The organism is Citrobacter sp. Ca225, assembly GCF_030337175.1.
Classification (GTDB): Bacteria; Pseudomonadota; Gammaproteobacteria; order Enterobacterales; family Enterobacteriaceae; genus Citrobacter_A; species Citrobacter_A amalonaticus.
Window position 1 is genome coordinate 87,743 of the sequence record NZ_JAOWCD010000061.1, and the last position, 14,253, is coordinate 101,995.

Genomic DNA, 14,253 nt, shown 5'->3' on the forward strand with positions numbered 1-14,253 from the left:
AGCCATTTCGTCCATATCAGCGGCGCTATCCTGCAACGCAATTAAAGGCTTACAGACGAATAATTCTTTCCATCACCTTGATGGGGAGACATCTCAATGGATACAGGTAAGCTGTCGGTAAGAGAAAAGATTGGTTATGGCATGGGCGATGCCGGATGCAACATCATCTTTGGCGCTATCATGCTGTTTGTTAACTATTTTTATACGGATGTTTTTGGTCTCGCCCCGGCTCTGGTAGGGGTGTTATTACTGTCAGTACGCGTTATCGACGCCGTTACTGACCCCATTATGGGCGCTATTGCTGACCGAACCCAAAGCAAATATGGCCGTTTTCGTCCATGGTTACTGTGGATTGCCTTCCCTTACGCGCTGTTCAGCATTCTGATGTTCACCACCCCGGAGTGGACTTATAGCAGCAAGGTTATCTATGCGTTTGTCACATACTTCCTGCTGTCGATTACTTACACGGCGATCAACATTCCTTATTGCTCATTGGGCGGCGTGATCACCAACGATCCGAAAGAACGCGTGGCCTGCCAGTCTTATCGCTTTGTACTGGTCGGTATCGCGACGTTGCTGCTGTCGCTCACTCTACTGCCAATGGTCGACTGGTTTGGCGGCGATGACAAAGCGAAGGGCTATCAACTGGCGATGACCGTGCTGGCCATTATCGGCATGTGTATGTTCCTGTTCTGCTTTGCCACCGTTCGTGAACGTGTGCGCCCTGCCGTTCCCACGCACGATGACATGAAAAACGACTTCAAAGACGTATGGAAGAACGACCAGTGGGTACGCATACTGCTGCTGACGCTGTGCAACGTCTGCCCGGGCTTTATCCGTATGGCGGCAACCATGTACTACGTCACCTGGGTCATGGGACAAAGCACCCATTTCGCCACGATCTTTATCAGTCTCGGCGTGGTCGGCATGATGATCGGTAGCGTGTTGGCGAAAGTGCTGACCGACCGCTGGTGCAAGCTAAAGGTTTTCTTCTGGACCAACATCGCGCTGGCCCTTTTCTCCTGCGCGTTTTACTTCTTCGATCCCAAAGCCACGATGATGATTGTCGTGCTCTACTTCCTGCTTAACATTTTGCACCAAATCCCGTCGCCGCTACACTGGTCGCTGATGGCGGACGTTGACGACTACGGCGAATGGAAAACCGGCAAGCGCATTACCGGCATTAGCTTTTCCGGCAACCTATTCTTCCTGAAACTCGGTCTGGCGATTGCCGGGGCGATGGTTGGCTTTCTGCTCTCGTGGTACGGCTACGATGCCGGGGCGAAAGCGCAAAGCGACTCCGCGATCAACGGCATCATGCTGCTCTTTACCGTGATTCCGGGAGTCGGCTATCTGATTACCGCCGGCGTAGTACGTCTGTTGAAAGTCGACCGCGAACTGATGAAACAGATTCAGGACGATCTGGAAAAACGCCGCGCTAACTACCGCGAACTCAATGATTATCAGGAACTGAAAGCCACTGAAACCGTAAGGAAAGCCTGATGCAAAACTGGCCTAACCCGTTTATTGAACAACGCGCCGATCCGTTTATCCTGCGCGACGGCAGCGACTATTACTTTATTGCCTCAGTGCCAGAGTACGACCGACTGGAAATCCGGCGGGCGGATTCGCTGGAAGGATTACGTACAGCGTCACCCGTTGTCGTCTGGCGCAAACCCGAACACGGCCCGATGAGCGAGCTGATCTGGGCACCGGAAATTCATCACCTCGATGGTAGATGGGTCATCTACTTTGCCGCCGCGCATACTCAGGCGCTCGACAAACTGGGCATGTTTCAGCATCGGATGTACGCGCTGGAGTGTACAGATCCCGATCCGCTCACCGGCAACTGGGTCGAAAAGGGTCAAGTGAAAACACCGTTTGATACCTTTGCACTCGATGCCACAACATTCCACCATCAGGGAAAACAGTGGTATCTGTGGGCGCAAAAATTCCCAGATATCGCCGGTAACTCCAACATTTATCTGGCGGAGTTGGAAAATCCCTGGACGATTAAAGGCCAGCCGGTGATGCTCAGCAAACCGGAGTACGACTGGGAGTGTCGGGGTTTTTGGGTCAATGAAGGTCCGGCAGTATTAACCCACGGTGACAGGCTGTTTATCAGCTACTCCGCCAGCGCCACGGATGAAAATTACTGCATGGGACTGTTATGGATTGATATTCACGCCGATCCGCTGAATCCGGCAAACTGGCATAAATCCCCGCGGCCGGTGTTTACCACCAGCAATGAAAATCGCCAGTATGGACCCGGGCACAACAGCTTTACCCAAACACCGGAAGGCGATGACGTGCTGGTGTATCACGCGCGTAACTACACCGAAATTGAAGGCGATCCGCTCTACGATCCCAATCGGCATACACGTCTGAAGCTGATTCACTGGGATGACCACGGAATGCCAGACTTCGGCATCCCGCCCGCAGATACGCTTTAACATCATTGCCCGGTAACACGCAACTTACCGGGCGTCCTGCCAGGACGTTAAATCAACGTGCCATAAATGGTGAGCACGGCAATCACCACCACTAAGGCAAACGACGTTTTCTTCGCCATGGAAACGGCCGCTTTTGGCGTTTCAACCTTATCGGTATGCGACTCACGCGCCAGCGAGAACTGCGCCAGGCGTGTTAACACCTGATATTGCGAAGTACGCAGATCCGCCAGAGAGGCAAACCACGCGGGCAACGCTTTTTCTCCATGACCGATCAGGGCATACACCACGCCCGCCAGACGCACCGGGATCCAGTCGAGAACATGAAGAATGGCATCGATGCCGGACTGTAAGCGCTCATGCGGCGTCTGGTAACGCGCCAGCCAGGACTGCCACGAACGCAGGAAGGCATAGCCCACCAGCAGTACCGGTCCACATGGACCACCGACGATCAGCCAGAACAGCGGCGCGATATAGAAACGGAAGTTAATCCACAGCAGCGCATTTTGCAGTTCACGCAAAAACTCACGCTCATTGCAATCCGGTGGAACGCCATGAATCAACGTCAGTTCGCTGGCCATCGCCGTTCGGGCATGCGCATCATCGCGAGACGCCGCGTTAAGGTAAGCGTGATAGTGCATCCGCACTTTGCCCGCGCCAATGCACAGCAACCCAATCAGGATCCACGCCACAATCGTTGGCACATTAAACAGCAGTCCATCGAGCGCTCGCAGCAACAGGAATGTGACCACCATTGCGATGATCATCATCCCGAGCGTACGCGCCATTGAGAAGCGTTTGACCCGGCGAAAAAAAGTTTCTAAACGGTGATCGAACTGCCAGTGTTCGCCCAGCTTAAACAGGCGCTCGACAAGCAGCACCAGTAATGTCGTAAATAGCGTCATGTCATCTCCTTATCTGACGAGGCGGTGACCAGGGCGCGAAACTTTGCCCAGTCAAAAGCCGGACCGGGATCGGTCTTACGCTCAGGCGCAATATCACAGTGTCCGGTTATGTTTTCGGCAACGGCCGGATAAATCTTTATTAATGCACGCGTGATGGCAGCCAGTTGTTGATACTGGGCATCGGTGTAAGCCAGCGTATCGGTCCCTTCCAGCTCAATACCAATCGAAAAATCATTGCAGCGTTCACGTCCATGATAATTCGACACGCCGGCATGCCATGCTTATCAAAAGGAACATACTGAACGATTTCGCCATCACGGCGAATCAGACAATGAGCGGAAACGCGAAGATGCGCGATTTCGGCAAAAAAAGGATGGGCATTGGGATCAATTGTTCCAGTGAATAGTGCGTCAATCCACGGACCGCCAAACTCGCCGGGCGGCAGGCTGATATTGTGCACCACCAGTAACGAAGGGACTTCATCATCCGGGCGGCAATCGTGGTGCGGAGAAGGAACGCGTCGCGCTTCCGCCAGCCAGCCCTTGTCTAACAACATGCTGAATCTCCTTTTGAGTGGTGCTTATAGCCGCTTCAGAGTAGCATGTTTCTACCTTATGATTCGTTAGCAATTTGGAGTTTTATCATGCCGCCTCGCCGCTATAACCCTGACTACCGACGTGACGCGCTGTTGGAACGTATTAACCTGGATATCCCAAACGTTGTCGCCCAGGCGCTACGCGAAGATTTAGGCGGTCAAGTGGATGCCAGCAACGATATTACGGCTCAACTTTTACCGGAGAATACCCGTTCTCATGCCACGGTCATCACCCGTGAAGACGGCGTTTTTTGTGGCAAACGCTGGGTTGAAGAGGTCTTTATTCAACTGTCTGGTGATGATGTCAGTATCACCTGGCATGTGGAAGATGGCGACAGCATCAAAGCGAATCAACCGCTATTTGAACTGGACGGCCCCTCTCGCGTGTTACTGACCGGCGAGCGCACCGCGCTGAACTTCGTGCAAACCCTGTCAGGGGTTGCCAGTGAAGTGCGTAAATACGTCGACATCCTGGCGGGCACAAAGACCCAACTTCTGGACACGCGTAAAACACTGCCGGGCCTGCGTACCGCGCTGAAATATGCCGTACTCTGCGGCGGTGGCGCGAATCATCGCCTGGGGCTTTCGGATGCCTTCCTGATCAAAGAGAACCACATTATTGCGTCTGGTTCCGTGCGTCAGGCGGTGGAGAAAGCCTTCTGGCTGCATCCGGATGTGCCTGTAGAAGTCGAAGTTGAAAACCTCGATGAACTGGACGACGCGCTGAAAGCCGGTGCCGACATCATCATGCTGGACAACTTTGAAACGGAACAGATGCGTGAGGCGGTAAAACGGACCAACGGCCAGGCGCGCCTGGAAGTTTCCGGCAACGTGACCAACGAAACGCTGCGGGAATTTGCCGAAACTGGCGTCGATTTTATCTCCGTGGGTGCGCTAACCAAGCATCTCCGGGCGCTGGACCTGTCCATGCGCTTCGCTAACGCGTAATCATTATACGGCCTGATAACGCGCTGCTTATCGGGCCTGTTTATTCCTTTCAATCACTAAAATCCTCGTCGAGCCTCGCAATCTCATTGCTTGCGACTGCAAACCGATAACATTCCTCTGAACCCGCCTTCCTGATTCATTTTTTGCTACTCGCCTGGCGTGCCGGCGTTTGCCAAAGTGACGTCCACTCACTCAAGGAGCGAACAATGGATAAACAACGCGGATTTACCCTTATTGAACTGATGGTGGTGATCGGCATTATTGCCATCCTCAGCGCCATCGGCATTCCGGCCTATCAGAACTATCTGCGCAAAGCGGCGCTAACGGATATGCTGCAAACCTTTGTCCCCTACCGCACTGCCGTCGAACTCTGCGCCCTGGAGCATGGTGGTACAGACACCTGCGACGCAAGCGTCAACGGGATTCCCTCTCCCACAACAACGCGCTATGTCTCAGGAATGAGCGTCGAAAATGGGGTGGTTTCGCTTACTGGCCAGGAAAGTCTGAACGGGCTTAGCGTCATCATGACCCCTGGGTGGGACAAAGCAGAAGGCATTACGGGCTGGACGCGTAACTGCAACATCCAGAATGACAGCGCGTTAAAACAGGCCTGCGAAGACGTCTTTCGCTTCGATAGCCATTAAGGAAGCGCCATGAACACGACGCAACTCAGCGCGCTGTGCCAGCGCTACCAGGGGATATTACTTGATGCCAATAACGATGTGGTACACATTGCCATCGAAGATGCCCCTTCTCATGAACTGCTGGACGCCCTGCATTTTGCCACGACTCGCCGCATTGAGATTGCCTGCTGGACGCGCCAGCAAATGGAGCAACACCAGCATCACGCCTCACCCGCGCTGCCGTCCGTGGTGCCTGAGAGCAGCGTCAGCGCGGCGGTTTTACTGGATAACACATTACAAAGCGCGCTGGCGAAACGGGCCTCAGATATCCACATAGAACCTGCAGAGCATCACGTCCGTCTCCGCTTACGCGTGGACGGCGTGCTACATAGCTTACCCAATATCGCCAAAGAGACCGGTATCGCCCTGACAGCACGTTTGAAAGTGTTAAGCCATCTGGATATCGCGGAACACCGCTTGCCGCAGGACGGGCAATTTACCATTGAGTTGAACGGCGCTGCCGTCTCGTTTCGTATCGCCACCCTTCCCTGTCGTTATGGCGAAAAGGTAGTGCTACGGTTGCTGCATCAGGTAAATCAGGCACTGGATGCCTGCACGCTGGGTATGCACGACACGCAACTCTCTACCTTCCTCCACGCCCTGCAACAACCTCAGGGGCTGATCCTCGTCACTGGCCCCACGGGTAGCGGTAAAACGGTAACGCTTTATAGCGCGCTGCAAACGCGAAACGCACCGGAGGTGAATCTGTGCAGTGTTGAGGATCCGGTGGAGATTCCCCTCGACGGTATCAATCAGACGCAGATCCATCCCCGTGCCGGGCTGACCTTTCAAGGCGTATTGCGGGCACTGCTACGCCAGGATCCGGATGTCATCATGGTAGGTGAGATCCGCGACGGCGAAACCGCAGAAATTGCTATTAAGGCCGCACAGACCGGGCATCTGGTGCTTTCCACGCTGCATACCAACTCAACCTGCGAAGCGCTGGTACGCTTACAGCAGATGGGGGTGGCGCGCTGGATGCTCTCTTCCGCGTTAACCTTAGTGGTCGCGCAACGGCTGGTCAGAAAACTGTGTCCGCACTGTCGACGGCTGAGTGACGATCCCCTTCGCTTACCGCCCGCATGGTACCCAACGCCGCTACCCCGCTGGCAGGCGGTTGGCTGCGAACACTGCTATCACGGCTTCTATGGTCGTGCGGCGTTGTTTGAATTACTTGCGATCACCGCTGAACTGCGTCATCAGATTGCCAACGACGCCTCAGCCGCAACGCTGGAAGCCCATGCAAAACAGGCAGGAATGAGCACACTCTTTGAAAGCGGATGCCGCGCCGTCGATCAAGGGCTGACGACGTTTGAGGAACTGGTGCGCATTCTGGGTATGCCAGATGATCACTAAAAAGCTGTGGTACTGGCAGGGAATGAATCACGATGGCCTGCCCGGAGAGGGAACCCGTTGGGCGGAAAACCGACTCGTGTTGATGCAGGAACTTGAACAGCATCAGATAATACCTTTGCGCATGAAATCCTTACGCGTAAAGCGTGCGCTCTGGCGCCATGACAAATCCACGGAAGTGATTCACCAGCTCGCTACGCTGCTAAAAGCGGGGCTAACGCTGTCTGAAGGGCTGGAATTGCTTGCCGGACAGCAACCGAGCAAGCAGTGGCAAGCCCTGTTAGGGAGTCTTGCAAACGAACTGGAACACGGTACGCCGCTCTCCAGCGCGCTGGCGCAGTGGCCTGACGTGTTTCCACCGCTGTATCAGGCGATGATACGCACCGGAGAGTTAACCGGGAAACTGGATGAATGCTGCTTTGAACTCGCCCGGCAGCAGAAGGCGCAAAAACAGTTAACCGATAAGGTCAAAAAAGCACTGCGCTATCCCATCATTATTTTAACGATGGCGGTCATGGTAGTGGTGGCGATGCTCCACTTTGTCCTGCCTGAATTTGCCGCCATTTACCGGACCTTTAACACGCCGCTACCTGCTCTCACTCAGGGGATCATCGCGTTTGCCGACTGGAGTCAACGCTGGAGTGGGCTGATTGTCCTGATGCTCGTCATGTTAATTGCAACCAACAGCCTGCTGAGCCGAAAGCCCGGCTGGCAAATGCTGCGCCAGAGAGGATTACTCCGCATGCCCGTGATGGGCCAGTTGATAAGGGGTCAGAAGCTCACACAAATTTTTACCATCCTCGCGCTAACGCAGACGGCGGGGATCCCATTTTTACCCGCGCTTAAGAGTGTGAAAGAGACGATTCAGTGCCCTTACTGGGCACTGCGCCTGGCCCAGGTACAGCACGATATCAGTACCGGCGTGCCCGTCTGGCAGGCACTCAAAAATGCGGAAGAATTTAGCCCATTATGTCTGCAACTGGTCAGGACCGGAGAAGCCTCTGGCTCGCTGGATATCATGTTGCGCAACCTTGCCCGTCATCATGATGAACATACCCAGGCGATGGCTGACAACCTGGCGGCACTACTGGAACCCGCGCTGCTGGTGATTACAGGGCTTATCATCGGCACACTGGTCGTGGCGATGTATTTACCGATTTTCCATCTGGGCGATGCGATGAGTGGCGTGGGATAACGAAGGAAGTCGACAGCAGAACTGGCGCTCCATGCAGCGCCAGTTCCTGGGGAGGGTTACAGGCTATTGAAAACGCGGTTTTCTTGTTCCTGAACCCGGATAAACGTCGTACGTTTGGTCAGCTCTTTCAAACGAGAGGCACCGACGTAGGTACAGGCTGAACGCAGGCCGCCGAGAATATCACGCGCGGTGTTCTCCACCGGGCCACGCAGCGGCAGCTTGACGGTTTTCCCTTCCGCAGCGCGATACTGCGCAACGCCGCCGACATGACGGGTCATGGCGGATTCAGAGCTCATGCCGTAGAACAGCATGAATTTTTCGCCGTTTTCTTCAACGATTTTACCGCCACTCTCTTCGTGGCCAGCCAGCATACCGCCAAGCATCACGAAATCAGCGCCGCCACCGAATGCTTTCGCCACATCACCAGGCATGGTACAACCGCCATCGCTGACAATCATCCCACCCAGACCGTGCGCCGCATCAGCACACTCGATCACCGCAGACAGTTGCGGATAACCAACACCGGTTTTCACACGCGTAGTGCAGACAGAGCCCGGACCAATACCGACTTTAACGATATCCGCGCCAGACAGAACCAGTTCCTCACACATTTCGCCCGTGACCACATTACCGGCGCAGATGGTTTTGGTCGGCCAGGCTTCACGCGCTTTCGACACGAACTGAACAAAGTGTTCGGAGTAGCCATTGGCAACATCGATGCAGACAAAGTTCAGTGCCGGATCCAGCGCCAGAATCTGTTTGGTCTTCTCGAAATCCGCATCGGACGTACCGGTAGAGACCATGACGTGCTTGAGTACATCGGCTGATGCCGTGCTCACAAAAGCCGTCCAGTCTTCAACGGTGTAATGCTTATGAACGGCGGTCAGCACATCGAAAGAGGCAAGAGCCGTTGCCATCGCAAATGTCCCGACGGTATCCATGTTGGCAGCAATAATAGGTACGCCGGACCAGGTCTGACCTGAATGTTTAAAGGTGAATTGACGTTCCAGCTCAACATCGGAACGACTTTTAAGGGTAGAACGCTTAGGGCGGATAAGAACGTCTTTAAAACCTAACTTCAGATCTTCTTCAATACGCATGTGCGGATTCCTGGGGTTAAGGGCTATTAGTATGAGAGCGCAACTCCAGTGACGCTATCATACGCACTAATCAATGCCGCGCAAGACTGCGAAATTCTCTTTTTTTACGCTACAATCCCATAAATTTACCTGGCGAATAGCGGGCACGCCCAGAGTCATCATCGCCAGTGTACGTTCAACTTTCAACCAATTGATTATCATAATGAATTCCCGGGAACCGAGCTTATGAGGTATACAGTAGCCTTAACTGGCGGCATTGGCAGTGGTAAAAGCACCGTTGCGAATGCCTTTGCTGACCTCGGAATTCAGATAATTGACGCCGATATTATTGCCCGCCAGGTGGTCGAACCGGGCAAGCCTGCGCTGGATGCGATTGCGGCACATTTTGGCCCTGAACTGATTGCCGCAGACGGCACGCTGCATCGTCGACTGCTTCGCGAACGGATTTTTGCTGATCCGCAAGAGAAGGCCTGGCTCGGTGCTTTGCTTCATCCGCTCATCCAGCAGGAGACCCAACGTCAGTTGCAACAGGCGACGTCTGCATATGTGCTGTGGGTGGTGCCATTACTGGTTGAAAACGGCCTTTATCGCCAGGCCAATCGCGTGCTCGTGGTGGATGTCACCCCCGAGACGCAGCTTGCCCGGACCATGCAGCGCGATGACGTTACGCGCGCACACGTTGAACAGATTCTCGCTGCTCAGGCGACGCGTGAAGCACGCCTTGCCGTGGCAGACGATGTTATTGATAATAATGGCGCACCAGATTCCATCATGTCGGATGTCGCCCGCCTGCACGCACGTTATCTCCAGCTTGCGTCGCAGTTTGTCTCACAGGAAAAACCGTAATGCACACCCAGGTCCTTTTTGAACACCCTCTCAATGAGAAGATGCGCACGTGGTTGCGCATTGAGTTTTTGGTTCAACAACTCTCTGCACGCTTACCGATTGCAGAGAGTTCAGATGCTCTGCATTTCTTTCGCAATGCCGGAGATTTGTTGGACGTATTCGAACGTGGTGAAGTGCGTACAGAATTACTGAAAGAGCTTGAGCGCCAGCAGCGTAAACTTCAGGCATGGACAGAAGTCCCGGGCGTCGACCAGAGCCGTATTGATGCTCTGCGCCAGCAGTTAAAAACGGCCGGCAGTATTTTGATTTCCGCGCCGCGCATGGGACAATTTTTACGTGAGGATCGGCTGATTGCCCTGGTCCGCCAGCGTCTGAGTATTCCCGGCGGTTGTTGCAGCTTTGATTTACCGACGCTGCATATCTGGCTGCATATGCCACAGGCACAGCGCGATGCGCAGGTCGATAGCTGGCTTGCCAGCCTGCACCCGCTGACTCAGGCGCTGACTCTGATCCTTGATTTAATTCGTAACTCGGCACCGTTTCGTAAACAAACCAGCCTGAACGGCTTTTATCAGGACAACGGGGAAGACGCAGACTTACTGCGCCTGCAGTTGCCGTTGGGTTTACAGCTTTATCCGCAAATTTCCGGCCACAAGAGCCGTTTTGCGATCCGTTTTATGCCGCTCGATAGCGACAATGGCGTGGTGCCTGAGCGCCTCGATTTCGAACTGGCCTGCTGTTAAGGAGTTAAGATGTCTGAGACGATCACCGTAAATTGCCCCACCTGTGGCAAAACGGTTGTATGGGGTGAAGTCAGTCCATTCCGTCCGTTTTGTTCCAAACGTTGTCAGTTGATCGATTTAGGTGAATGGGCCGCTGAAGAGAAACGCATTGCCAGCAGCAGCGATCTTTCCGACAGCGACGACTGGAGCGAAACGAAAGAGTAAACAGAGACGGTCTGGGGGATCATACGCCCCCACCGCGCGTCGGCGTCGCCTCATCCGGCCTACAGGTTTTGTTTTAACTTCGCAATCACGGGCGCATTCGCCGGAGGGAAATCCTCCGCCTGCAACATCCCGGCGGCAATCCATTTTCCAGGCTGCCCCTCTTTTCCCCACGGTTCACCTTTCCAGCTTCCCACCAGCCAGAACCACAGCGTGATATGCCTGTCCGGAAACTGATACTCCAGCTTCTCGAAAAGCGTGGCACCTACCGGCGTAATGCCCACCTCTTCCTGTAGCTCGCGGCTCAGCGCCTGCTCCGGCGTCTCTCCCGCCTCAATCTTTCCGCCTGGAAATTCCAGTTTATTCGCCATATGCGCGTCGGCCGCACGCTGGGTGATAAAGATTTCGTTATACGGATTACGAATAATCCCGACCGCGATGTTCAGTTTTTTCATATTGTCGTACCCATAAAAAAGGCGCAGTTTCCTGCGCCTTCAGACATCGTTATTATGCAGATCTTAGCTCAGACGGCCGTGGCACTGTTTGTATTTTTTACCAGAACCACACGGGCACGGATCGTTACGACCTACTTTACGCTCGCCCGTTTGTGCCGCCAGATCGGCCGCCGCAGCGCTGTCGTCGTCCTGATGGCTGAGCTGTTGCATCTGCGCTAAACGCTCCGCCTCTTCACGACGCTGCTGCTCCATGGCTTCAACTTCTTCCGGCATGCGAACCTGAACTTTGCTCAGCGTACTGATCACTTCGTATTTCAGTGATTCCAGCATAGAGGCAAACATCGAGAAGGATTCGCGCTTATATTCCTGCTTCGGATCTTTCTGCGCATAGCCACGCAGATGTATGCCCTGACGCAGGTAATCCATCGCCGCCAGGTGCTCTTTCCACAGGGAATCAAGCGTTTGCAGCATGACGCCTTTTTCGAAGTGACGCATCATCTCTGCGCCAACCACTTCTTCTTTGCGCTGATACACGTCGATGGCCTGCGCCAGAATACGCTCACGCAGTGTCTCTTCATGCAGTTCTGGTTCTTTATCCAGCCATTCTGCGATCGGCATCTCCAGATCGAAGTCATTTTTCAGGCGTTCCTGCAGACCCGGGATATCCCACATTTCTTCCAGAGACTGCGGCGGAATGTAAGCATCAATCGTGGCTTTGAACACGTCTTCACGAATGCTGTTGATAGTTTCACTAACGTCGCTTACATCCAACAGTTCGTTACGCTGGGTATAGATCGCACGACGCTGATCGTTGGCAACATCATCGTATTCCAGCAGTTGCTTACGAATATCGAAGTTGCGGCTTTCCACTTTACGCTGCGCGTTAGCAATCGCTTTGGTGACCCACGGGTGCTCAATGGCCTCGCCCGGTTTCATCCCCAGTTTACGCATCATGCCGGACACGCGGTCAGAGGCAAAAATACGCATCAACGCATCTTCCATTGACAGGTAGAAACGCGAAGAACCCGCATCACCCTGACGACCGGAACGACCACGCAACTGGTTATCGATACGGCGAGATTCATGACGCTCAGTACCGATGATGTGCAGACCACCGGACGCCAGCACCGCTTCGTGGCGAACCTGCCAGTCGGCTTTAATCTGTGCAATCTGTTCTGGCGTTGGGTTTTCCAGCGCGGCCACTTCAGCCTGCCAGCTACCGCCCAGCACAATATCGGTACCACGACCAGCCATGTTGGTGGCGATGGTTACCGCCGCCGGATAGCCCGCCTGCGCGACGATGGCCGCTTCGTTGGCGTGGAATTTTGCGTTCAGAACGTTGTGCTTGATGCCCGCTTTGGTCAGTTCGTTAGAAACCACTTCGGATTTCTCAATGGAGATAGTCCCCACCAGTACCGGCTGACCATTGGCGGTACGCTCTTTAATATCTTCAATAATGGCCTGAATTTTTTCCGCTTCGGTCATGTAGACCAGATCCGGCATATCTTTACGGATCATCGGACGGTTGGTCGGCACCACTACGGTATCCAGTTTATAGATTGAGCTAAATTCGAACGCTTCAGTATCTGCCGTACCGGTCATACCGGCCAGTTTTTCATACAGACGGAAGTAGTTCTGGAAGGTGATCGAGGCCAGCGTCTGGTTCTCGTTCTGGATATCCACGCCCTCTTTCGCTTCAACAGCCTGGTGCAGACCATCAGACCAGCGACGGCCCTGCATAGTACGACCGGTGTGTTCGTCAACGATGATGACTTCGCCGTCTTTTACGATGTAGTCAACGTCGCGGGTGAACAGCGCGTGCGCGCGCAGCGCTGCGGTCACGTGGTGCATCAGCATAATGTTGCCCGGAGAGTACAGAGACTCGCCTTCATCCATGATGCCTTCTTTCACCAGCAGTTCTTCAATCAGTACCAGACCACGTTCAGTCAGGTTAACCTGGCGCGCTTTTTCATCCACAGAGAAGTGACCTTCACCCTGGAAGCTGTCAGAATCTTCTTTTTCCTGACGAATCAGGTGCGGGATGATTTTGTTCACTTTCTTGTACATTTCCGAGCTGTCTTCAGCCGGGCCGGAAATGATCAGCGGCGTACGCGCCTCATCGATGAGGATGGAGTCGACCTCATCCACCAGCGCATAGTGCAGTTTACGCTGTACGCGTTCTTCAGGGCTGAACGCCATGTTGTCACGCAGGTAGTCAAAGCCATATTCGTTATTGGTGCCATAAGTAATGTCGGCGGCGTAGGCTTCGCGCTTGGCTGGCGCAGGCATACCCGGCAGGTTGATCCCGACGGTCATACCGAGGAATTCGAACAGCGGACGGTTGTTTTCGGCGTCACGCTGCGCCAGATAGTCGTTCACGGTAACCACGTGAACACCTTTGCCGCTTAGTGCGTTCAGGTAAGCTGGCAGCGTTGCAGTCAGGGTTTTACCTTCACCGGTACGCATTTCCGCGATGCAGCGATCGTTAAGGACCATCCCACCGAGCAACTGAACGTCGAAGTGACGCATGCCGAAAACGCGCTTACTGGCTTCACGTACGACAGCAAACGCTTCCGGGATCAGACTCTCCACGCTTTCGCCTTTTTCCAGACGCGCACGGAATTCACCGGTTTTCGCTTTCAGTTCGTCATCGGAGAGTTTTTCCATCTCCGGTTCCATGGCATTGATCACTGCAACCGCTTTACGCATACGACGTAACGTACGATCGTTACGGCTACCGAATACTTTCGTTAATAATTTGATTAGCATATTGAAATCT

General features: G+C 54.0%; 13 protein-coding genes and 1 pseudogene. 9 read left to right on the forward strand and 5 right to left on the reverse strand.

The features are described from left to right. Nucleotides 1–96: 96 nt before the first annotated feature. Complete coding sequence (locus OGW13_RS07170) at nt 97–1,503, forward strand: glycoside-pentoside-hexuronide (GPH):cation symporter (RefSeq protein ID WP_042997916.1); 1,407 nt, start codon at nt 97–99, stop codon at nt 1,501–1,503. Then, entirely contained in the window at nt 1,503–2,453 is a 951-nt protein-coding gene (locus tag OGW13_RS07175) for a glycoside hydrolase family 43 protein (RefSeq protein WP_181628144.1), read from the forward strand. The genes OGW13_RS07170 and OGW13_RS07175 overlap by 1 nt, the downstream gene beginning before the upstream one ends. Nucleotides 2,454–2,500: 47 nt before the next feature. Here OGW13_RS07175 and ampE read toward each other — a convergent pair whose 3' ends face one another. Together ampE and ampD are read right to left on the reverse strand one after the other, a co-directional pair. Next, nucleotides 2,501–3,355: a beta-lactamase regulator AmpE gene (gene ampE, locus OGW13_RS07180; protein ID WP_044255451.1), complete on the reverse strand. Its 855-nt coding sequence runs from the start codon at nt 3,353–3,355 to the stop codon at nt 2,501–2,503. Then, nucleotides 3,352–3,818, reverse strand: a pseudogene (gene ampD, locus OGW13_RS07185) (1,6-anhydro-N-acetylmuramyl-L-alanine amidase AmpD). Before ampD ends, ampE begins: the two are co-directional and overlap by 4 nt. A 180-nt stretch (nt 3,819–3,998) precedes the next feature. On the opposite strand from ampD, the gene nadC reads away from it, so the two are divergent. The 4 genes from nadC to hofC all read left to right on the forward strand — a co-directional run bounded on the left by nadC (nt 3,999) and on the right by hofC (nt 8,129). Then, the gene (gene nadC / locus OGW13_RS07190) at nt 3,999–4,898 is read left to right on the forward strand and encodes a carboxylating nicotinate-nucleotide diphosphorylase (RefSeq protein WP_287115839.1); all 900 of its coding nucleotides are present in this window, start codon (nt 3,999–4,001) and stop codon (nt 4,896–4,898) included. A 206-nt stretch (nt 4,899–5,104) separates the two neighbouring features. Next, on the forward strand, nt 5,105–5,542 hold the full coding sequence (ppdD, locus tag OGW13_RS07195) for a prepilin peptidase-dependent pilin (RefSeq protein WP_042997921.1): 438 nt from the start codon (nt 5,105–5,107) through the stop codon (nt 5,540–5,542). A 9-nt stretch (nt 5,543–5,551) separates the two neighbouring features. Continuing rightward, nucleotides 5,552–6,937 (forward strand): type II secretion system protein GspE, encoded by a 1,386-nt coding sequence (gene gspE, locus OGW13_RS07200; protein WP_287115840.1) that lies wholly within the window; start codon nt 5,552–5,554, stop codon nt 6,935–6,937. Next, nucleotides 6,927–8,129, forward strand: coding sequence for a protein transport protein HofC (gene hofC / locus OGW13_RS07205; protein ID WP_287115841.1), 1,203 nt, complete (start codon nt 6,927–6,929; stop codon nt 8,127–8,129). Before gspE ends, hofC begins: the two co-directional genes overlap by 11 nt. A gap of 56 nt (nt 8,130–8,185) precedes the next feature. On the opposite strand, the gene OGW13_RS07210 is transcribed toward hofC, so the two are convergent. After that, nucleotides 8,186–9,229 carry a GMP reductase gene (locus OGW13_RS07210; protein WP_044328828.1) on the reverse strand — a complete coding sequence of 348 codons (1,044 nt, stop codon included), beginning with the start codon at nt 9,227–9,229 and terminating at the stop codon, nt 8,186–8,188. A 225-nt stretch (nt 9,230–9,454) separates the two neighbouring features. On the opposite strand from OGW13_RS07210, the gene coaE reads away from it, so the two are divergent. Genes coaE through yacG form a run of 3 tightly spaced genes read left to right on the forward strand, consistent with a single transcriptional unit; the run spans nt 9,455 to nt 11,022 of the window. Beyond that, nucleotides 9,455–10,075: a dephospho-CoA kinase gene (gene coaE, locus OGW13_RS07215; RefSeq protein WP_044255456.1), complete on the forward strand. Its 621-nt coding sequence runs from the start codon at nt 9,455–9,457 to the stop codon at nt 10,073–10,075. Further along, nucleotides 10,075–10,818, forward strand: coding sequence for a cell division protein ZapD (gene zapD, locus OGW13_RS07220; RefSeq protein ID WP_042997926.1), 744 nt, complete (start codon nt 10,075–10,077; stop codon nt 10,816–10,818). The genes coaE and zapD overlap by 1 nt, the downstream gene beginning before the upstream one ends. A 9-nt stretch (nt 10,819–10,827) precedes the next feature. Next, entirely contained in the window at nt 10,828–11,022 is a 195-nt protein-coding gene (gene yacG / locus OGW13_RS07225; protein ID WP_042997927.1) for a DNA gyrase inhibitor YacG, read from the forward strand. 59 nt (nt 11,023–11,081) lie between these two features. On the opposite strand, the gene mutT is transcribed toward yacG, so the two are convergent. Beyond that, nucleotides 11,082–11,474, reverse strand: a complete 393-nt coding sequence (gene mutT, locus OGW13_RS07230; protein ID WP_287115842.1) for an 8-oxo-dGTP diphosphatase MutT — start codon at nt 11,472–11,474, stop codon at nt 11,082–11,084. 63 nt (nt 11,475–11,537) lie between these two features. Continuing rightward, nucleotides 11,538–14,243: a preprotein translocase subunit SecA gene (secA, locus tag OGW13_RS07235; protein WP_042997929.1), complete on the reverse strand. Its 2,706-nt coding sequence runs from the start codon at nt 14,241–14,243 to the stop codon at nt 11,538–11,540. Between the last annotated feature and the right edge of the window lie 10 nt (nt 14,244–14,253).

Coding starts and splice junctions, on each gene's coding strand:
- OGW13_RS07170 (WP_042997916.1), top strand. CDS start 97: ATGGATACAGGTAAGCTGTCGGTAAGAGAAAAGATTGGTTATGGCATG.
- OGW13_RS07175 (WP_181628144.1), top strand. CDS start 1,503: ATGCAAAACTGGCCTAACCCGTTTATTGAACAACGCGCCGATCCGTTT.
- ampE (WP_044255451.1), bottom strand. CDS start 3,355: ATGACGCTATTTACGACATTACTGGTGCTGCTTGTCGAGCGCCTGTTT.
- nadC (WP_287115839.1), top strand. CDS start 3,999: ATGCCGCCTCGCCGCTATAACCCTGACTACCGACGTGACGCGCTGTTG.
- ppdD (WP_042997921.1), top strand. CDS start 5,105: ATGGATAAACAACGCGGATTTACCCTTATTGAACTGATGGTGGTGATC.
- gspE (WP_287115840.1), top strand. CDS start 5,552: ATGAACACGACGCAACTCAGCGCGCTGTGCCAGCGCTACCAGGGGATA.
- hofC (WP_287115841.1), top strand. CDS start 6,927: ATGATCACTAAAAAGCTGTGGTACTGGCAGGGAATGAATCACGATGGC.
- OGW13_RS07210 (WP_044328828.1), bottom strand. CDS start 9,229: ATGCGTATTGAAGAAGATCTGAAGTTAGGTTTTAAAGACGTTCTTATC.
- coaE (WP_044255456.1), top strand. CDS start 9,455: ATGAGGTATACAGTAGCCTTAACTGGCGGCATTGGCAGTGGTAAAAGC.
- zapD (WP_042997926.1), top strand. CDS start 10,075: ATGCACACCCAGGTCCTTTTTGAACACCCTCTCAATGAGAAGATGCGC.
- yacG (WP_042997927.1), top strand. CDS start 10,828: ATGTCTGAGACGATCACCGTAAATTGCCCCACCTGTGGCAAAACGGTT.
- mutT (WP_287115842.1), bottom strand. CDS start 11,474: ATGAAAAAACTGAACATCGCGGTCGGGATTATTCGTAATCCGTATAAC.
- secA (WP_042997929.1), bottom strand. CDS start 14,243: ATGCTAATCAAATTATTAACGAAAGTATTCGGTAGCCGTAACGATCGT.